Origin of the sequence: Nocardia salmonicida NBRC 13393 (assembly GCF_001613085.1) — a bacterium.
Taxonomy (GTDB): domain Bacteria; phylum Actinomycetota; class Actinomycetes; order Mycobacteriales; family Mycobacteriaceae; genus Nocardia; species Nocardia salmonicida.
In genome coordinates, this window is sequence record NZ_BDBR01000015.1 from 12,298 (window position 1) to 31,861 (window position 19,564).

Consider the following 19,564-nt stretch of genomic DNA (forward strand, 5'->3'; position numbering starts at 1 on the left):
CCGTGAGCCTGGGGGTCTGGTGATGAGGCTCCCGGTGCGTAGTGAATCCGCAGGGACATGCCATTTGCAAAGCTCATAGCCCTTTTTCGAGCACGGATGCCAGTCCGATATCTGTGCTGCGGGGTGGACGAGCAGGCAGTGGGCGATTGCGAGGCAGTGGGCGATTGCGAGGCTGCCTAGGATGCGAATCCCGGATTTCGTTCTCGCGCCCGACCCGCCGATCCGGCTCAACGACGTTTCTACCTATATGGCGACCAGCGGGCATTGTCGTTCCGTTGGAAGCTGGTAAAGCGGTGGCGCCATTGCTCGTTCAGAGACGGATTGGCGGACAGCACAGGGAGCACGCTCGTAACCAGTTGAAATTCCCGTAGGCGCCTCAGGATCGGGAACCCACTCCATGTGGTCACGTCTATTCCGTAGGTGTCGACGACCTGCTGATGGAAGTTGGTGGCGTAGTCCATTCGAAGATGCCCTACGGCGACGGGGGTGAGGTCCCATTCGGGAGGGCCGTGTGCCGCGCCGTCGAAGTCGCAGATGACCGCGCCTGCGCTGCTCTGAATCAGGTTGCCAGTGAAGGCGTCACCGTGAATCGGCCCGGGGGGCATCATCGGCTGCATGGATGCCAGGCCCTCGGAGAGCTCCTCGACCGTGTCGAGGAGGAACTGGTGGTCGACGGGGCTGAGGACGTCCTCCTCCTGGATTCGCTGGGAGATCGCGTGCAGAGGGTTCCACGATGGCAGTGGGTCGGATGGCGGTGGGAGTGCGTGGAGTTGGCGCAGGATCTCGCCGAGCTCGATGCCGTTGGGCGACGACGTGGTGGGCGAACCGGGAGTGACGGTGTGCCAGAAGGTGATGGTGTGCTCGCCCAGACGGAGCGGTTGTGGGAGGTCGTCGACGAGCCGGACCGCTGGGAGGTCATGTAGGGCCAGCCAGCGTGCGACGGTGATGACCTTGGGCACCCGTTGCCGGATGGCGGTCGAGCCTGGAATTCGGACGGTGATCGGGCTTGCGGTGAGGTTGTAGACCGCGTTGTTGGTGAACTTCGCCAGCGTCGCGCCGTCGGCGTCGAGGCCGACTTCCGTGCAGGCTGACTCCAGGACGGTGCGGGTCCAGTTTGCTGTTGGGGCAGTATCTTCCGAGGTCGGCTGTGTCATACCGACTCCTGCAACGTACGAATGGACTGGGCCAACTCGTGGAGGTCCGGTTCCCGTGCGGGTTCTAGGGCGAGGTCTTGTAGTGGTTTGAGTCGGTGGATGGTGCGCACGGACCGCACTGTAGATGCCGCGGTGACTGCTTGTCGTCCGGCCTGTAGGCCGAGCTCGGTCGCTCCGATGCGCAGATAGGCGCATCCCAGGGCTGTGGATTCAAAGCATCGACTTCGGGTCATCTCGGGCCCGCGCATGCTGATGGCGCGTGTGAGGTGGTCGATGCCGACCTGCATGTCGGCCGGTGTTGGCGAGGGTTGGGCGGTGAGCGCGACGCCGATCGAGGCGTTGAGGTCGGCGTCGCCGAAGAATTGGATCCAGGCTTGGACATTGTCGGGGGTGGAGCGGGTGAATTCGTCCTGGGCTCGGCCGAGGGATCGCTGCATCTGTGCGCGGTCGTCGAGCAGTGCGTAGGCCCATGCCTCGTTGGCGCACAGCATGGCCACGGTCAGCGGGCAGCCGGCGTTCTGTGCCTCCAGTTGGCCGAGCTGGAAGAACTTCAGCGCAACTCGATACATCGCCGGATCGGGCTTGTTGCTGTGGCTCGTCTCGCCGCCGCGGTGCAGGTGCAGGCGCCCGGCGCGGTAGAGCACGTTGGCGGCGAGGGAGTGATCGCCGACCTTGTGCGCGATCGTGTGGGCACGCTTGAAGTGCTTGCGGGCCGATCGGTAGAGCCCGAGGTCGAAGCTGGTCCACGCGGCGAGATTGTGCATGTCAGCCAGCGCTGAGCGCAGCTGCCGGTGGGTGGCTTCGGTACCGGAGGAGTTGAGCAGTTGCTGTGACCAGCGGACCTGGGCCGCGATGGCGTCGCGACAAGCCCCACCGCCGAACCGATAGTCCAGGGTGCGCATGGCCGCGGTCAGCGAGGTCATGCGCGCGATGTCGGTGCTCCCGATGCTCTCGGGCGCCGGCGCGGGCTCTGCGTCCGCATCGAGGGGTTGCCACCAGATGGCCGCGGTGTCGTCGTCGGTGCCCATCGTGACGTTGGCTGCGTGGGACAGCAGTTGCTTGATTTCCTCGCGCTCGGTGGCATCTGCGGTGCAGGCCGCAGCCGCCTGGTCGAGGCTGTAGGAGAGCGGATCGTCGAACGCCAAACCCATGTAGCCGCGCGGGACGCCGAGCCCGTCGGCGATCCGCACGAGGACGTCCCAGGCTTGGATCCGTCGGCCCTTGCGGATCACCTCGTAGACCTCGGACTGGTACAAGCCAGTCATCCGCGCGATCTGACGTTGGCCGATTCCGCTGCGCTGCAGCAGGTCGAACACCACCTTGAGATCGCGGGCAGCCAGGGCGCGGCGCATCTGCGGGGATTCCCAGGTCGCCGCCGCGACTTCACTTCGCTGTGGACTCAACGCGAGTGCTCCATCCTGATCGGTGGCCACCTGATCTCGACCACGTTCCCAGGTCCTCGGTCATATCTCCGGGAAATGCTCGGCACCAACGAAATTGACTAGTGCCGCCTGTCATCGAAGTGACGAGTCGAGCAGACCGGCGCCGCCGCTTACCTGCACCGGGCCAGCAGGTGAATCCTCGATGAACTAGCGAAAGCCACGGCTGGTCAAGACGTTTCGCGGAGCATCGGTGGGAGCCGAGTGCATGCGGTGACGGTGTGGTCAACCGCGTCGGGAAGGTGGCAATCCATGGTCCAGATCGTCTCGTGCACGCAACCAGAAACCGGTGAAATGGAGACCGATCCAGGAAAGCTCGCCGCGCCCGATCATAGCCAGCCAGAAGCGGGAGTTGCTGTGCGGCCCTTGCGGGTTGTGGTGGTAGGGCAGGGCTACGTCGGGCTGCCGCTGGCGCTGCATGCCGCCGATGTCGGCCACCACGTAATCGGCTTCGACACCGACCGAGCCAAGGTCGAGAACCTGAAATCGGGCCGCTCGCCGATCGAGGACATCGCCGACAACGCACTGGAATCAGCCCTGAGCAGCGGACGCTACAGGCCGTCATCGCGTCCGCGGGATCTGGTCGGCTTCGACATCGCGGTGATCGCCGTACCCACACCGCTGACAGACGGAGCACCTGATCTGTCCTTCGTCCGGAGCGCCGGGCATCTGGTGGGTGTCCACCTGCGTGCAGGCGCGCTCGTGGTGTTGGAGTCCACGAGCTACCCAGGCACCACTCAGATCCTGGGTGATGTGCTCGAGTCAGCGTCGGGCTTGAAGCGCGGAGTCGATTTCGGGTTGGGCTTCAGCCCCGAACGCATCGATCCGGGCAATCGGCACTGGACGGTAGCCACGACACCCAAAATCGTCTCCGGCATCGACGCAGTCTCGCTGGCCCGGGTCGCCGAGTTCTACAGCGGCCTGGTCGATCGGGTCGTGCTGGTGGACCGGTGCGAGGAAGCCGAGCTGGCCAAGCTGCTGGAGAACACCTTCCGGGCCGTGAACATCGCCGTGGTCAACGAGCTGGCCGAGATCGCTCGCCGGGCCGGTGTCGACTTCCGACGGGCGCTGGCCGCGGCAGCGACCAAGCCGTTCGGGTTCATGGCCTTCGATCCCGGCCCCGGCATCGGCGGGCACTGCCTGCCGGTCGATCCGATCTACCTGTCCTGGTGGGCCGCTCAGCACGGCGGTAGCCGGTCCGCGCTGATCGACCTGGCCGCTCAGATCAACAACAGTCGACCCGGCCAGGTCGTCGACCGGCTCACGCACACACTGCGCGCCCGCGACCGTGACCTGGCCGGTGCGCAGATCCTGCTGCTGGGGCTGGCCTACAAGCCGGGCAGCGGGGACATCCGCGAATCTCCCGCCATCGAGGTCGCCCGGTTGCTCACCGCGCGCGGAGCCCGCGTTGTGGCGTGCGACCCGTTCGTAGGGGACAGCGCGGCGGCGGGGATCGCCGTGACCGACGACGTGGGCCTCGAGCTGGCAGCTGCGGACGCGGTGGTGGTGCTGACCGACCACGATTGCTTCGACTACGACCAGATCGCCGCGGAGGCGGCGTTCGTGCTGGACTGCCGCGGCCGCCTGGCCGCGGGTGCGACCGTGGAGCAGCTGTGAAGCCCGGCCTGCGGGTCACGGTGACCGGCGGCGCCGGGTTCATCGGCTCGAACCTGGTCCACCGGCTGTTGCGGGACCCGGCGATCGGGGCGGTCACCGTCATCGACGACTGCTCGACCGGCACCGTGGAGAGCCTGGGCGCCGACCGGTCCGCGATCGACTTCCGCCTCGCCACCATCCTCGACGCTGATGCAGTCGCCGACGCGGTCGCCGGTGCCGATGCGGTTGTTCATCTCGCCGCGCTCGGGTCGGTGCCGCGTTCGATCCAGCACCCGCTGGCCAGCCACCACGCCAATGCCACTGGCACGCTGCAGGTCCTGGAAGCCTGCCGCCAGGTCGACGGTCCGCTGGTGATCGCGGCCTCGTCGTCATCGGTGTACGGGGCGAACCCTCAACTGCCACGCGTGGAGAGCTCTGCGGCGATGCCAGTGAGTCCGTACGCGGTGACCAAACTGGCGTCGGAGGCCTACCTCGGCGCCTACCACGCCAGCTTCGGGCTGCCGGTCCTGCCGCTACGGTTCTTCAACGTCTTCGGGCCAGGCCAGCGGGCCGGACACCCCTACGCCGCGGTCATTCCCCGCTTCATCGCCGCCATGCTGGCCCAGGAACCGATCCGGGTGCACGGTGACGGCACCCAGACCCGCGACTGGACCTTCGTCGACACCGTGTGCCAGGTGATCAGCGCCGCGATCGTCGACCAGGTGACCAGCCCGTGGCCGGTGAATCTGGCCTTCGGCACCCCGCATTCGGTCCTCGAGGTCGCCGAGGAGATCGCCGAACTCCTCGGGTGCGAACTCACTGTCGAGCACACCGCGCCCCGACCCGGCGACGTCGCCCATTCCCACGCCGATCCGACGCGACTGCGCGCGCTGTTTCCGTCCGTCACCACCTGCGGGTTGCGCGAGGGCCTGGAGCGCACCATCGCCTGGCATCACCAGCTGAGCGAGGTGAGTCGATGCACATCCTGATGTATCACCTCGTCGACGACGCGGTCACCGACCCGATGTCGGTGCCCCTGAACCGATTCCGCGCCCAGATGCAGCTGCTCGCCGAGCAGTACACGGTGCTGACCGAGACCGACCTGCATCGGATGCTCACCGCCGGTATGCAGCCGCCGGCCAGGTCGGTGCTGCTCACTTTCGACGACGGATACACCAACACGATCACCACGGTCCTGCCGGTCCTCGAACAGCACGGGCTGCCCGCGGTGATGGCCGTGTGCGGCGGGTACCTCACCACCGACCTACCGCGATCGACACCACATGTCGTCGAGCAGATGGCGGATCTGGTTGGGGTGCGCCGGTGGCTCGCGAGCGGGCGCACCGTCGCCGCACACGGCTACACCCACCAACGTCTCACCACCGCAACCGATCTCGGCCTCGCGTGGCAGGTCCTGGGTGACCGGGAAACGCTCACCGAGCTGCTCGGCGATCCACCGACCACCTTCGTCTACCCCTACGGCGCCTACGACCTGCGGGTGCAGCGCGTGGTGGCGCGCGTCTACCCGCTGGCGATGACGACCGACGAACACCACCGCGTCGACATCGGCCACCCCTACAGCCTGCCGCGCATCCAGGTCGACCCCAGTTGGAGCCTGCCCGCGTTCCAGGCCGCGCTCGATGCCGACACCGACCCGGCGACCGCCCAGCACAACGCCCGACGCGTCGACACCGCCGCCGGCAGAACCACAGGAGTACTCCGATGACCCTGCACCCGCGCACCGTCGCGCTGTACTGGCACAACGGCAGGTCCCTGGGCCACACCTCCGGAGCAGCCAAAGTCGCCCATCACCTGCTGCGATCACCGGGGGCGTACTCGATCGCGGGGATCACCGGCGCCTACCGGGGCCTGGACCTGTTGCCAGACGAGGTCGACCTCATCAAGATTCCCTCGTTCGCCAACTTCGACGACCCGAGCGGATGGAACCTACGCCCGCGCCTAGCCATCAGCGAAGCGACCCTGCACCAGGCCCGCGCCGACCTGATCACGACGTTCCTGCGCCACTACCGACCCGAAGTGCTGATCAGCGACCACATCCCGCGCGGCACCGACGACGAACTGGTACCCGCACTGGAAGCGCGATACCCCACGCACGCGGTGCTGAGCCTGCGCGGGGTGCTGTTCGACCGGGACAAGACCATGCGCAAGTATTTCGGTCCCCAACACCGTGGTCCCTGGGTGCTCGATCACTACTGCCAGTTCAACGTCCACATCCACCCGGAGGTGTTCGACCTCGCCGAGTATTACCGTCTCACCGGCGAAGCCGCACAACGGTTGCACTACACCGGATACCTCGCTGAACCGGTCTCCTACACCCGCGATCAGGCACGCACCCTGCTCGGTGTCGACGCTGATCAACGGTTGGTGGTCGCGGCCATGGGCGGGGGCCAGGGCGCGGGCGAGCTGTGGCAAGCGCTTTCGCGGGCGCTGACCACACGGCGTAGTGCGTTCGATCGGGCGCTGCTTGTCACCGGCCCCTACCTCGAACCGGCGGATCTGGCGGCGCTGCAACAGTATTGGTCTGACGACGACACGGTCGAGGTTCGCGCCTACGAGGCGGATCTGAAGCCGTGGATGCGGGCCGCGGACCTGTTCATCGGTGCCGCTGGCGCGAACATGCTCGGCGAAGTGCTCGCGACCGCCGTCAACACGATCGCGATTCCGCGCCAGATACGGGAGGTCGAACAGCAAGTCCACTCCGAGCGGCTGCACCAGCTCGGCATCCTGCGCAAAGTCGGCCTCGCCGAGGCGCTGACCGGGGCCCTCGACACCGAAGTCGCACGCGCCCTGCATGATCCGCTCGTCACCGATGGCACCCGCTACCTGTGGGACGGTGGCTCCTACGACCGCCATCTGCCCGGCTCCGACGCCGGGACACGATGCGCCTGCACGAGCTCGCCGCAGCGTGCGCCGATGGTGCAAGCATGAGGCCGCCCGGGTGCCTGATCGTGCGGTCGTCCAACCTCGTGCTGGCCGACCCCACGCACACCGCCCAAGGACAGATCGCGGTCTGCGAAGGGACCGTCACGGCGGACCCCACCGGCTGCGGCCACCACCCGCGCGTGCTCGAGGCCAACGAGAAACTGGTCGGGCCCGGCCTGGTCGACCTGCACCTGCACGGCGCTCTCGGGCACGACTTCACCGAACCCGACCCAGCGGCCTGGCGCCACATCCTCGATACCCACCTGCGAGCCGGAACGACCACCGCGCTGGCCACTCTGGCCAGCACCACCGCCCAGGCCACCGCCGCGGCCCTGGCCACTGCTGCTGATCTGCTCACCGACGACGACGCGACCACCCTGGCCGGGGTGCACCTGGAAGGACCCTGCCTGGCCGCCGACCAGCGCGGTGCCCACGACCTCGCCCATCTTCGGTCTCCGGCCAAGCTGCTCGCCGAGCTGACGCCGGTGCCGACCGCCCTGCAGATGGTGACCCTCGCACCGGAACTACCCGAGGCCGACACCGTGATCTCCTACCTCGTCGACCACGGCGTGCGGGTCTCGGTCGGCCACAGCCAGGCGACCCCGGCCCAGCTCCAGACCGCCCGGAACCGGGGAGCGACCCATCTCGCGCACCTGTGGAGTGGCCAATCCGCGCTCACCCGGCCCGGCGTACACCGGATGCCGGGCCTGCTCGAGGCGTCGCTGGCCTCCGACGAGTTCACCGCCGAACTCATCGCCGACGGCCATCATCTGCCCGCCGAGCTGCTGACCATCGCCCTACGCTGCCTCGGCCCGGAACGGCTGTGCCTGGTATCGGATGCGACTGCGGGGATGGGCCTGCCGACCGGGTACACGTTCCGCACCGGTGCGGCTACCGGGCGCGTGCACGACGGCTACGCCACCACGACCACGGCGAACAGCCTGTGCGGCAGCATCGTCGCGCTGTCGAGCACACTGGCGCGGATGCGGGCGCTGACCGGCGCCTCGGTCCGTGAGGTTCTGACGATGGCCACCGCGACTCCGGCCAAAGTCCTGGGCCGCTACCCGAGGATCGGGACACTACGGCCCGGGGCCCGCGCGAACCTCACCCTCTGGGACGCCGATCTGACCTTGGCGTCGGTCGTGCTCGACGGCCGACTCGTCGCCGACGATGCGGACGGCCCGCGATGAGCACGCCCATGCGGGTCGTGTTGATCGGGGCGGGCACTCGCGCCCGAAAGCTGTACTTGCCGTGGCTCAACGGTGCCTTCGGCGCGCGGGTCGCCGCCGCGGAACTGGTCGCCGTGATCGACCGAGATCAGCACACACTCGACCACGACGGCCACCGGTTCGCGGGCACCGTCGCCGGGCCCGCAGACATCGACCAGGTCCTCGTCGACACCGAACCCGACCTGGTCGTCATCGCCACACCGGATGCCGAGCACCGCCACTTCGTCGAGCGAGCCCTCGCGGCGCGGTGCGCGGCGCTGGTGGAGAAACCGTTGGCGACCACTATCGATGACGCGGTAGCCCTCGCTCACGCCGGAATGCAGGGCGGGGCAGTGCTGCTCGTCGCGCACAACCTGCGCTTCACCAACGTCCACACCCAGGTCCACCAGATGCTCGCCGACGGGCTGATCGGCACGGTGGCCGACGCCGAATTCCACTACCGGCTCAACGTCTCCCATTCGGCCAGCTACTTCCAGCGCTGGCACCGCCGCCGCGCGGCCTCTGGCGGGCTCGAGGTCACCAAGGCCTGCCACCACCTCGATCTGCTCGCCTGGTGGCTGCACGCACACCCGAGCACCGTCACCGCGACCCTGCAACACCGGCACTACAAGCCAGATGACCCAATGCTGCTGCCCGGCACCGACATCCACGACACGATCGCCGCCGACATCGCCTACGACACCGGCGCGTACGCGCGCTACACGCTCACCACCAACGCCGACGACGAGGGCTACACCTGCCACCTGTTCGGTACTGCGGGCACCCTCACGATCCACTACGACGCACACGCCGGCCCGCACCTGATCGACCTGCGCCCGCACAACGGCCCCGGTGCCCGCTACCAGATCCCGCGAGAACCGGGCACCCACGCCGGCGCCGACACCGCGATGCTGGCCGCCCTGCCCGCCGCCGTGACCGACCAGCACAGCATGGCCTTCGCCACCGCGGCCGACGCGGCGCGCGCGGTCGCCACCGGCGCCACCATGCACCCCGCCAGCCTCACCCACCACCCCCTGCCCATTCCAGATCCCACGACGACGTTCGGAGCATCGAGATGACCACCGCGCTGGCTCGCACACCCAACGGCCTGACACTGACCCGGCACCTGCTCACCGCAGGCGAGCACCTCGCCGTCGAGGACCGCCCCGACCAGGAAACGGCCCTGATCCTGATCGCCGGCCACATCACCACCCGAACCGGCGATGACACCCACATCGCCGAGCGCGCCGACCCCTTCACCGCGCCCGCCGTCGGCTGGTACTTCCCGGCCAGCACCGCGGCGTCGGTCACCGCCGGACCCGACGGCGCGGACCTGATCCAGGTCCACGCCCCGCTCGGCGACATCCGCACCACCGGGCCCGCTTCCCCCGTCACGGCGGTCACCCCGGAGACGCGCGGGCACCGCAGCTGGGAACGTGAAGTCACCACGCTGCTGGCACCTCCCCGAACCGGCGGATTGCTGCTCGGGGAGACCATCGCCCGCGACGGCCGCTGGTCGACGTATCCACCACATCGCCACTCGATCAGCGACCCGCCCCGTGAAACCGCGCTGCAGGAAGCCTTCGCGTTCCGGGTCCGCCCCGCCACCGGCTTCGGCGTGCTGCTCACCTACGACGACACCGTCGCCGACGCCTGCTCCACCGTCGTCCTCGACACCAGCATCGCCACGGTCACCCACGGCTACCACGCGATCGCCGCGGCTGGCGGCCACGACCTCTACTACCTGTGGGCCGCCCACGGCGACACCGATCACCACTTCGCCCTCCACACCGACCCCGCCCACGCCTGGCTGCTCGACACCTGAGCCTCGCGCCCGGCGCGGTTACCCGAGAACTCCCATCCGATCCCATCCGAACACTGAGGAAGGACACCCATGACCACCACCCAATCGCGGGGCCTGGCCGTCGTCACCGGCGCGAGCGTCGGCATCGGCGCGGCCACCGCCCACGCCCTGCACGCGGCCGGCTACACCGTGCTGGCGGCATCTCGACGCCTGAGCACCGAGAACCCCAGCGCCACCGGCATCACCAACCATCACCTCGACGTCACCGACGCCGACTCCGTCGCGGCGCTCGCCCGGACCGTCGCCGAGCACCCACTGCCGCTGACCCTGCTGGTCAACAACGCCGGAATCCCCACTCCCGCAGCTACGATCGCCGACAGCGACGTCGCAGACTGGCACGCCACCTACGACACCAACGTCGTGGGAAGCCTGCGGACCAGCCAGGCTCTGCTCCCGCAGCTCATCGACAACCGAGGGCACATCGTGTTCCTCGGCTCCACCGTCGGCCGTGTCGCCTACGAACGCGGCGCCGCCTACGCCGCCAGCAAACACGCCCTCGCCGCGATGGTGGGGACCCTGCGCCTGGAGCTCAACGGCGAACCCGTCCGGATCACCGAGGTCGCCCCCGGGATGATGCGCGGCGACGAGCGTGGCGGCGAGTTCATGCGCTCCCGATTCGGCAACGACCAGACCGCGATCGACGCGGTCTACCAGGGCGTCGAGAACCCCCTGGTTCCCGCCGACATCGCCGAGATCATCGTCTGGTGCGTCACGCGGCCCCCGCATGTCGACATCGATCTGCTCGAGGTCCGCCCCCTGGCCCAGGCCGCCCAGCACAAGGTCCACCGCACCGCCTGATCAACCCCGGCTGGGCCCAGCCCGCGGCGGCGGGCCCAGCCTCTCAGCAAGGAGAAATGCGATGTCCACCAACCGGATCGTCCTCATCCTGCGCCACTTCACCGTCGGCGGCCTGGAACGGGTACTGCTCTCGCACACCCGCGTCCTGCTCGACGCGGGATACGAGGTCACCGTCTGCGTGCTCGACCCCGGCCGCGACAACGCCCTCGTCGCCGAACTCCCCACCGCAGCCGAACTCGTCGTCGCGCCACGAAACCGGCTGCGCCGCAACCTGTTCCTGGCCGCACTGGTCCGCGACAAGGTCGTGGTGCTCGAATTCGGCGACGGACGGCTCTATCCGTCGATCCGGCCCGCTCTTCGACTGGCGCGCACCGTCATCCGGTTCTGCCACTCCGACTACTCCCACCTGCGCAGCCGTGGCAAGAACCGACTCGACCGAGCCCTCTCCCGCGGCGAAGACCACATCGTCGCAGTCGGAGGAAGGTCCACTCGGTTCCTCCTCGACGACGTCGGCATCCCGGCCGCCAAGGTCACCACCTTGACCAACGCGACCGAAACCCGCACTGCCGCTGTAGCGCCGCCGGGAGCGGCTTGGGCGCAGGACCGCTACATCGTTGCCGTGCAGAGCCTTTACCCCCACAAGGGCCACGACAGCCTCCTGCGTGCCTTCGCCCGCGCGATCGCCGACACCACGGCCCCTGCGCGCCTGGTCATCATCGGTGACGGCGATCAGACCATCGCGTTGCGCCAGCTCGCCGCGACACTCGACATCACCGATAGCGTCGTCTGGCTCGGTGCGGTCTGGCAACGCGACCTCGTCGACAGCGTGCTCGCCGGTGCGGCAGGCTTCGTCTCGATGTCCCGCTTCGAAGGCGTACCCATCTCGGTCCTCGAGGCCCGCCAACACGGATTGCCGCTGATCCTGACCGACATCCCCGGCCACCGTGACAGCGCAGGGGGCCGCGGTCGCGCCGAGTTCGTCGCGGTCGATGACATCGTCGCGTTCGCCTCCCTCATCCGAGAACTGCTCATTGACGCAGACGCTGCCATGGCAGCCCACCACCCGGATATCGACGCGCTCGCCCTGGAATGGGCCACCTACCGCGACCAGTTTCTGGGCATCATCGAACAGGCCAGCGGAACGAAGATGCCTGTTCAAGTGCCCCAGAGTTCCGTATTCTGATGGCCCTGCCTCTATGCGCCGCTGCGCCATCGAAATCTCGAATCGATCTGCGCCTCCAGGTGTAATCTGCCCCCGCCCGGCCTGACCATGCCGGAACCCAACCCCGTGAGGAAGCCGTGCCACCAACCACGTTCTCCGAGCTCAGCCACAGCGACCAGCTCCATGTTCTCGACGGATTGACCCGCGCCGCCCTGCCGATCCACTACGGCATCCCCGCAACCGCCGAACTGGAACTTCAGCAGTACGAGGACAACGCCGTCTGGCGGGTCACCCCCGCCGGAAGCGAGACCTCCTACGTCGCGCGCCTGTCCATCCGAGACGGCCGACCAGCCGACCAGCAGCGCAGCGAAATGGCCTGGCTGGAAAGCCTTTCCGCATCAGGGGGCGTCGCCGTTCCCGGTCCGGTGACCACGACCAGCGGCGACCATGTCGTGCCCGTCACGGTTCCCGGCCACGACCAGCCCGCTACGCTCGCGCTGCTGCACTGGGTACCCGGCACCGCCGAACCGCCCTACCAGCAGCCCGGAGTCGCCCAGCAGATGGGCGCGGCCACCGCACACCTGCACCGCAACGCCGCCACCATCGACATCCCCGACTTCGACCGGCCGACATGGGACTACGAAACAATCCTGCTCAAAGGGGCGGCTCTGACCGATCCCGACGCCACCGTGAACCTCGGAGACCGAGGCCGGGAGACCTTGCGCGCCGTCGCCGACCGGGTTACCCAGGTCCTCGCCGCAACCGACCCCTCAGAGCACACGCGAATCCACGGTGATCTGCACCGCGAGAACATGATCGGCTTGCCGACCGGCGGCGTCGGGGTCATCGACTTCGACGACTGCGGGTGGGGAAGTCCGATCCTCGACCTCGCGACCGTGCTCTCCTCGATCCACCGGATCGCCCACACCATTCCAGGCGCCTACGAAAAGTTCGCGCACGACTTCCTCGACGGCTATGCCGAGGTCTTCGCGCTGCCCGACGATCTCGACGACCTGCTCGAGCCGTACCTGATCCTGCGCGACTGCTTCGTGCTGAACTTCGTCAGCGGTGCCCTATCCAACGCCTCCGTCGCGGAGTGGGGACACGACCGGATCGCCGGCATCCTCTCCAACATGGACGCCTACTTGGCTGGCGAGCCCTATCCCGGTGGAATTGGGTGACATCCGGACATCCACCAGAAGCTGAGCACTGTCCCGGCGCGCCGATCACTCCCTGTGGCAGCGGGTTCAAGATGACGCCCAATGCTCTCGCCCCTGAGGCTGACCGCCCCAGGGGCGAGAGCAATGTAGCCCCACAGGTCACCGCGTGCCGTCACCCCGGATCACTCGACTCCGCCCAGCCTCGCCCTCAACTGCGGATCGGGTGGTTTGGCACCAGCCTCATGCAACATCTCGAGGCCCACAATCCGCGCCTGCACTTTCAGACCGACCTGCCCGAAATCGGCGAGACCATCGAGGTCACCGAGCACCGCCACCGCGGCTACGTCACCGCCCTGATCACTCACTGGCAGACCGTCTACCCCTGGGTCACCATCACCTCCGACAACCACGGCGAAGGCGGCGCGACCTCCCGCGACGTCCTGACCAACCTGCGTGCCGCCATCGACGACGGCAGCTGGTGGGACCTGGCCGTGCTCGGCGTCGGCATCAACGACGTCTGTTCTCTAGCGAAATTCATCTGTTGTTCATCTGATTACAGGCGGGGGCGACGCCCCCGGGTTGCACGGTCTTCTTCGACGAGCGGTCAGGCAACAGTTCCGAACATGGCTTGGGTCTGCGGCGCTGTCAGGTGACAGGTGTCACCTATTCGAGCAGCAGGCCCTTCCTGTTGGTCGGCGTATACAGCCGGCCACCGATCTTCATGCCGATCACCGTCAGCGAACAGCTTGCGGGAGCCATCCGGCAGAAATCCAGCCTGCCCCTCTGCCACATACCTGACGCAGTCCTTTTTTATTGTGATCCACCAGCTGCGTCACCTGAGCTGGCGACGGACATCTGCAACTGGGAGGTGGAGGGGCATGTTGCGTGGAAAAGGAACAGGCAGAACGAGATCCGGCGGTTCGCTTCGCGAGTGATCGCGACGATTCCGGAGACGGTGGGGTCATTGCTTGGTCGGGTGATTCAGTCGTTGCCATTCCACGGCCCAGGCGGTGTTTCGGCGGCGGTCGACAAGCAGTCTGCCGCACCAGATCAGCAGGGCTGCCGTGAACCAGACTCCGCAAAGGACCGCCACGCCGGCTCCGACGCCCTCGAGTACGGCGTCGCTGGTCTGCCGGGGCGGGTCGACCGAGGTGCCGTCAGCGCCGATCCATACCGAAACCCGTTCGCCGCGTTCGGCGGTGTGCGGTACGGAAGCGATGACGGTGTTGTCCTGCCCGTCGTGGTGCCACCGGACTGTGGCCTGGAACCGCCGCTCCGATTTCAGGTGTACCGGATCGTCGGTGATCGTCACGGTGGCCAGTGTTTTCGTCGCGATGTCCGTCAGGATCCGGGCTCGCATACCGCTGTACGCCGCAGTTCCCACCGCCCCAGCGATCGGTACGACGACGATGCTGACAGCCACCAGCAGAGCTACCGTGAGACTCTCGAATCGCAAATGCGCATGCATCAGCGGGTTGGCGTTCCACGGCCGCATCCGCCAGATGCGGATCGGTGCCGAAGGGTAGCCAGACATCTCGCTCACCCGCTTTCGGTGAACTGGCTGTCCTCACGCGATCACAATCGTTCTGCTTCGAGTATCCCATACCGGGTTGTTCGAACCGTGAATACGGCCGGTCACATCGGCAGGAGGGCGATCTCGTCAGTCCGGCTTTTCCGTGGCATTGAGCGCATCGGGCCGTGTGGGCTCTTCCGGAAGCGGTCGACGGATGCTGAGCACCACCGAGATCGTCAGCACGACCACGATGACTCCCAGGCTGACCAGCGACGGAATCTCCGGCACCGCGGTGCTGATCGTTTTGTGGGCGGCCTGGAGCATCAGCTTCACACCGATGAACGCCAGAATGATCGCAAGACCGGTCGACAGATAGTGGAAGCGCTCGAGCATCCCGGAGAGCAGGAAGTACAGGGCACGCAATCCGAGGATGGCGAAAGCGTTGCTGGAGTACACGATCAGCGGGTCGTCACTCACCGCCAGCACCGCGGGCACGCTGTCGACGGCGAATACGATATCGGCCGCCTCGATGGCGGCGACCACGACCAGCAGGGGTGTGGCTACCCATTTGCCAGCCGACCGGACGAAGAAGCGCGCGCCGGAATACTCCTCCTGGACCGGTATGACCTTACGTACGAGCCGCACCGCCATGCTCTTGCCCGGATCGTAGGTCTCTTCGTTATTTTTGAGAAGTTTGTAGGCGCTGTAGAGCAGGATCGCAGCGAATACGAACAGGACCACGGTGAACCGCTGCACCACGGCGACCCCGAGGAGCAGGAATATTCCGCGGAAGACTAACGCGCCCAGAACACCCAGGAAAAGCACCCGGTGCTGATACTCGCGGGGCACATTGAAGTACCCGAAGATCAAGGCGAAGACGAAGAGGTTGTCGACAGACAAGCTCTTCTCGAGCAGCCAGGCAGTAGTGAACTCCACCGAGGCGGTCGGACTCACCGACACCGCGACGAGCACGGCGAAGACCAGCGATAGACCGACCCACAGCACACTCCACCGGAGCGCTTCCTTGAAGCCGATCACGTGCGGACCGCGGTGCGCCACGAGATCGACCAGCAGACCGGCGATCACGGTCGCGCCGAACACCGCCCAGAGCCAAAGTGGAACGTCCATGAGTTTGTCTTCCTCGCGTCTATTGCTCGGTATGCAGTTCGGTCGTGCTCAACTCGCTCCGACTCGGGCTCGCGGCCCATCGGGTGCGCGCAAATAATCGGTGGCGGTGTGGATTCAGGTGGGTGTCAGGGGTTGCAGAAGGGGCAGCCCGCGGGGTCGGCGAGTTCGTGACGCTCGATTCTGGTGCGGTGTTCGCAGCGGGCGCAGCCGTGGATGTCGGTGGCTGGCTGCGGGGTGGCGGTGAAGCAGAACCTGCAGGGGAGGCCGGGTTCGGTGGCGACGCGACCGAACCCGGGGGCGCCGCAGCTCTGGCAGAACCGGTCGAGGCGTTCGGCCAGTTCGGTGGCCAGTCGGGCGATGCTGCGCATGCGGGTGGGGTTGAGGTGGGCGCGCATGTCGGTTTCGATGCGCGCGTGCCCGTCCGAGGACGCCGCCGCGCAGCAGGCGAGGGCCGCGGCGAGAGCGGAGCTGGTGCGGATGCCTTTGTAGAGTGGTTCGTCGGTTGGGGCGATGTTCGGCCGCACGATCACCGCGTGGCTGCCGAATTGGACGGATTGCAGGAACTGTGAGGTTTGTTCGTCGAGTTGATCGGTGACGGTGTGGTCGAAGTTGGTGTCACACTCGAGATGGTGCACGACGAGTTCGAGGCCGAGGTCCTCGTCGACGAAGGCGAGGATTTCCAGTCCTGCGGGGATGAATCCAGCGATGGGGTGGGGGCCGAAGGCGCCTTCGGAGGCCAGGCCACGGGGCAGTCCCAGGGCCTGCATGGCGAGGCGGGCTTTCCTCAGCGCTGTCTCGCGTGGTGGTGCCGGGCGTTCGATCTCGCCGGTGAAGGTGCCCAGTTGGTCGGTGTCGACCTCGGTGGCGACCTGGACCATCAGGCCGGGCCGTTCGGCCAGGGCGGCGGCCAGCACACGCTCCTTGCCGTGTTTGGTGGCCAGGGCGACGTCACGGTCGCGGTAGGGGTGTGGTGCGCTCATGCGCTACGGCCGGGGGCGGTCTTCGGCTCGGAGGTCAGGACGCTGAGGATTTCCCCTACCGCGTGGTCGCGTTCGAGGGGGTGCCGCAGTGGCAGTTCCTGGTTCAATCGGTAGCGGTTGCGGCGCCCGTCGCGGACGCGGTCGAGGTAGCCTGCCTGTTCCAGTTCGGCCACGATCCGCTGGGCCGCGCGTTCGGTGATGCCGACCGCGTCGGCGACGTCGCGTAGCCGCATCCCGGGGTCTTGCGCGATGCACAGCAAGACGTGCGCATGGTTGGTGAGAAACGTCCAGTCCGCCACCGTGATCACCCTACAATCTACGATCCCTGTTTGCCATTTTGTCTTACGTGAATTGATTTGCGCATGTGATTGGTCGCGCTCGCCTCGCGTCGTTGCCACGGCTCTTCTCCTACTCGGCGCATGTGCTGGTCGACGCGGTTCCCGTGGGGCGCGGGGCGGATGCGCGGGTGAGGCGGTCCGCGATGGCCAGACCGACACCCGCGCGGGTGGGGAGTGAGGCGATGACGACCTCGCAGCCGTGATGATCGAATTCGCGCAGGAGTCGATACAGATCGCGGGCGTAGTCGCCGATTGCCGTCGGCACCTCGATCACCAGCGCGCTGCCGGTGATGGTTGATGCCGTACTCGCGGGTGGTCGCAAGACTCCGACTCTCCGGCCGTGCGACTGCTGTCGATGGGCCTCGGCGACGACCTCGCTCTCCTCGACCAGGACCACGCGCGCGCGGGGGGCGTAATGCGACGGATGCTGCCCGGGTGCGCGGTGCCCGCGTGACGGTGTGGTTGTTCGGAGCGGCCGGCCCAGTGCCTGGGCGAGATCGTCCACCCCGACCGCGCCCGGGCGGAGCAGGATCGGCTCGTCGCCGGTGACGTCGATGATCGTCGATTCGATCCCGACCGGGCAGGGGCCGCCGTCGAGGATGAGGTCCACGGCGGGGCCGAGTTCGTCGGCGACGTGTTCGGCGCTGGTGCAGCTGAGGGCACCGAAACGGTTGGCCGACGGCGCCGCGATCGCCCCGCCGAATGCGGTGAGCAGGCGCTGGGCGACGGGATGATGCGGGACCCGCACCGCGACGGTGTCGCATCCACCGGTGACAACGGACGGAATGCGGGGACTACGCGGCAGGACCAGGGTGAGCGGGCCCGGCCAGAACCATTCGGCGAGCACCCGAGCGTAACCCGGAATACCGGTGACCCAGTCGCCGAGCTGGCCGGCGTCGGCGAGATGCACGATCAGCGGGTGTGTCACGGGCCGCCGCTTGACCTCGAAGACTCGGCGGACCGCCTCGGCGTTCTCAGCATCGGCACCGAGCCCGTACACGGTCTCGGTTGGGAAGACGACCAGACCGCCTCGGCGCAGAATCTCCGCAGCGCCGCGGACGCCCCCTGGCGCCTGGGCCGAAGCGGGCCGGGCGACGGTGGCCGCGCGGGAGATCGTCCCAGGGGTGGCGAGTGTCGGCGGTCGGGCTGTGTGCGTCATCGGTCGATCCCGGAGTAGGTGATCAGCCCCTGGATGCCCTGATCGTCGTCGACGACGAACCACCGATCGGCCACCAGACGCGGATGGCGGGCACGCAGATCCGCGACCTCGGCGGCCACGAACTTCGAGGGGCGGCTCGCGGCGAAGCTGGGGTAGAAGATGCCGCCCGAGCGCGACCCTCGCGGCTCGGAGGTAGCCGCGACGAACGTGTCGAGGACGTGCCGACGGGCCTGATCAGTGGTGTCGGTCGAACGCAGCAGGGGGCCGTCGATCCAGCACAGCGTCCACAGTCCCGACAGCGACACTGACCTGCGGACCCCAACCATGGCCTCACCCATGGCCGCCTGGGCCACCTCGCCGTGGGCCGCCGCGGGGGTGGCCGCGGGGGTGGCCGACTCGTAGTGCAGCCATTCGGGCAGTCCCTCCTCGAGGTCGCTGCGGACCCAGATACCCAGCAACGTGCTGTCGTGCCGACTGGCCGGCGAGAGACTCTCACGCAGGTGGTTCAGGTAGTCGTTCACCGCGGACACGGCCGCGTCAAGATCGTCGACGCTGCGCACCAGCAGCACCGTCCACGCCGATGTCGTGCCGACCAGCCGCGGCTCCAGTCGAGCCACCGAGGCCACGGACTCGTCATCTCCGGTGGGGTGGTCGAGCAGGTCGAGGACCTCGCCCACGGCGACGTCCCGATCCGTCCGTGGTCGGAACGGCAGCTCGCCGTTGAGGCGATAGCGATCGGTCAGACCGTCACGCTTGCGCTCGAGGTACCCCGCGCGTTCGAGTTCGGTGATTATGCGCCGGGTCGCCCGCTCGGTGATGCCGACCTCGTCGGCGATCTGGGGCACCCGCATCTGATCGTCGCGGGCGATGCACAGCAGCACCCGCCCGTGGTTGGTGAGAAACGTCCAGTCCGTCACGCATCGAACGCTACAACATGCGACAGTGATTTACCACATCGGAATACGTGTTTTAGATTTCGTGTATCTTGAATCGCGTTACGCCGTGATCGACGGCGTCCGATCGGGTTCCCCGACCGCTCCCGGCAATCCGGTGGCAACCGGGCCATGTTCGGTTGGTCGCCGGGAACAGGTGATCGCGTCGGTGAGTGATCAGCGGGTCGTC

The 19,564-nt window shown here is 67.5% G+C and carries 19 protein-coding genes; 11 read left to right on the plus strand and 8 right to left on the minus strand.

Going from position 1 to position 19,564, the window contains the following annotated elements; translation table 11 throughout:
* Nucleotides 1-239 precede the first annotated feature (239 nt).
* Together NS1_RS17015 and NS1_RS17020 are read right to left on the minus strand one after the other, a co-directional pair.
* Complete coding sequence (locus tag NS1_RS17015) at nucleotides 240-1,154, minus strand: aminoglycoside phosphotransferase family protein (protein ID WP_062985798.1); 915 nt, start codon at nucleotides 1,152-1,154, stop codon at nucleotides 240-242.
* Nucleotides 1,151-2,557, minus strand: coding sequence for a helix-turn-helix domain-containing protein (locus tag NS1_RS17020; RefSeq protein WP_218019936.1), 1,407 nt, complete (start codon nucleotides 2,555-2,557; stop codon nucleotides 1,151-1,153). The genes NS1_RS17015 and NS1_RS17020 overlap by 4 nt, the downstream gene beginning before the upstream one ends.
* A 288-nt stretch (nucleotides 2,558-2,845) precedes the next feature.
* Between NS1_RS17020 and NS1_RS17025 the strand changes: the two genes are divergently transcribed.
* The 11 genes from NS1_RS17025 (at nucleotide 2,846) to NS1_RS17075 (ending at nucleotide 13,977) form a co-directional block, all read left to right on the plus strand.
* Nucleotides 2,846-4,210, plus strand: a complete 1,365-nt coding sequence (locus tag NS1_RS17025; RefSeq protein ID WP_255284571.1) for a nucleotide sugar dehydrogenase — start codon at nucleotides 2,846-2,848, stop codon at nucleotides 4,208-4,210.
* The gene (locus NS1_RS17030; RefSeq protein ID WP_255284572.1) at nucleotides 4,207-5,178 is read left to right on the plus strand and encodes an NAD-dependent epimerase/dehydratase family protein; all 972 of its coding nucleotides are present in this window, start codon (nucleotides 4,207-4,209) and stop codon (nucleotides 5,176-5,178) included. Before NS1_RS17025 ends, NS1_RS17030 begins: the two co-directional genes overlap by 4 nt.
* Nucleotides 5,166-5,915: a polysaccharide deacetylase family protein gene (locus tag NS1_RS17035; protein ID WP_084503788.1), complete on the plus strand. Its 750-nt coding sequence runs from the start codon at nucleotides 5,166-5,168 to the stop codon at nucleotides 5,913-5,915. The genes NS1_RS17030 and NS1_RS17035 overlap by 13 nt, the downstream gene beginning before the upstream one ends.
* Complete coding sequence (locus NS1_RS17040; protein WP_062985804.1) at nucleotides 5,912-7,138, plus strand: glycosyltransferase family protein; 1,227 nt, start codon at nucleotides 5,912-5,914, stop codon at nucleotides 7,136-7,138. The genes NS1_RS17035 and NS1_RS17040 overlap by 4 nt, the downstream gene beginning before the upstream one ends.
* The gene (locus NS1_RS17045; protein ID WP_169812790.1) at nucleotides 7,135-8,322 is read left to right on the plus strand and encodes an N-acetylglucosamine-6-phosphate deacetylase; all 1,188 of its coding nucleotides are present in this window, start codon (nucleotides 7,135-7,137) and stop codon (nucleotides 8,320-8,322) included. Before NS1_RS17040 ends, NS1_RS17045 begins: the two co-directional genes overlap by 4 nt.
* On the plus strand, nucleotides 8,319-9,419 hold the full coding sequence (locus NS1_RS17050; RefSeq protein WP_084503789.1) for a Gfo/Idh/MocA family protein: 1,101 nt from the start codon (nucleotides 8,319-8,321) through the stop codon (nucleotides 9,417-9,419). Before NS1_RS17045 ends, NS1_RS17050 begins: the two co-directional genes overlap by 4 nt.
* A complete protein-coding gene (locus NS1_RS17055) occupies nucleotides 9,416-10,165 on the plus strand; it encodes a 5-deoxy-glucuronate isomerase (RefSeq protein WP_062985807.1) in 750 nt (249 codons plus the stop codon). Before NS1_RS17050 ends, NS1_RS17055 begins: the two co-directional genes overlap by 4 nt.
* A 69-nt stretch (nucleotides 10,166-10,234) precedes the next feature.
* A complete protein-coding gene (locus tag NS1_RS17060) occupies nucleotides 10,235-11,002 on the plus strand; it encodes an SDR family oxidoreductase (protein ID WP_062985811.1) in 768 nt (255 codons plus the stop codon).
* Between the two features lie 61 nt (nucleotides 11,003-11,063).
* A complete protein-coding gene (locus NS1_RS17065; RefSeq protein WP_062985812.1) occupies nucleotides 11,064-12,185 on the plus strand; it encodes a glycosyltransferase in 1,122 nt (373 codons plus the stop codon).
* A gap of 116 nt (nucleotides 12,186-12,301) precedes the next feature.
* Entirely contained in the window at nucleotides 12,302-13,345 is a 1,044-nt protein-coding gene (locus NS1_RS17070) for a phosphotransferase enzyme family protein (RefSeq protein WP_062985813.1), read from the plus strand.
* 221 nt (nucleotides 13,346-13,566) lie between these two features.
* Complete coding sequence (locus tag NS1_RS17075; RefSeq protein ID WP_062985814.1) at nucleotides 13,567-13,977, plus strand: SGNH/GDSL hydrolase family protein; 411 nt, start codon at nucleotides 13,567-13,569, stop codon at nucleotides 13,975-13,977.
* A 308-nt stretch (nucleotides 13,978-14,285) separates the two neighbouring features.
* Here NS1_RS17075 and NS1_RS17080 read toward each other — a convergent pair whose 3' ends face one another.
* From NS1_RS17080 to NS1_RS38600, 6 genes are all read right to left on the minus strand, one after another.
* Nucleotides 14,286-14,858 carry an Rv1733c family protein gene (locus NS1_RS17080; protein WP_062985816.1) on the minus strand — a complete coding sequence of 191 codons (573 nt, stop codon included), beginning with the start codon at nucleotides 14,856-14,858 and terminating at the stop codon, nucleotides 14,286-14,288.
* Between the two features lie 126 nt (nucleotides 14,859-14,984).
* On the minus strand, nucleotides 14,985-15,965 hold the full coding sequence (locus NS1_RS17085) for a TerC family protein (protein WP_062985817.1): 981 nt from the start codon (nucleotides 15,963-15,965) through the stop codon (nucleotides 14,985-14,987).
* A 125-nt stretch (nucleotides 15,966-16,090) separates the two neighbouring features.
* Nucleotides 16,091-16,945 (minus strand): DUF6671 family protein, encoded by an 855-nt coding sequence (locus NS1_RS17090; protein WP_062985818.1) that lies wholly within the window; start codon nucleotides 16,943-16,945, stop codon nucleotides 16,091-16,093.
* Nucleotides 16,942-17,253 carry a helix-turn-helix transcriptional regulator gene (locus NS1_RS17095; protein WP_084503791.1) on the minus strand — a complete coding sequence of 104 codons (312 nt, stop codon included), beginning with the start codon at nucleotides 17,251-17,253 and terminating at the stop codon, nucleotides 16,942-16,944. Before NS1_RS17095 ends, NS1_RS17090 begins: the two co-directional genes overlap by 4 nt.
* Before the next feature lie 100 nt (nucleotides 17,254-17,353).
* Nucleotides 17,354-18,442 (minus strand): L-threonylcarbamoyladenylate synthase, encoded by a 1,089-nt coding sequence (locus tag NS1_RS17100; RefSeq protein WP_084503792.1) that lies wholly within the window; start codon nucleotides 18,440-18,442, stop codon nucleotides 17,354-17,356.
* A complete protein-coding gene (locus NS1_RS38600) occupies nucleotides 18,439-19,359 on the minus strand; it encodes a helix-turn-helix transcriptional regulator (protein ID WP_063816169.1) in 921 nt (306 codons plus the stop codon). The genes NS1_RS17100 and NS1_RS38600 overlap by 4 nt, the downstream gene beginning before the upstream one ends.
* Between the last annotated feature and the right edge of the window lie 205 nt (nucleotides 19,360-19,564).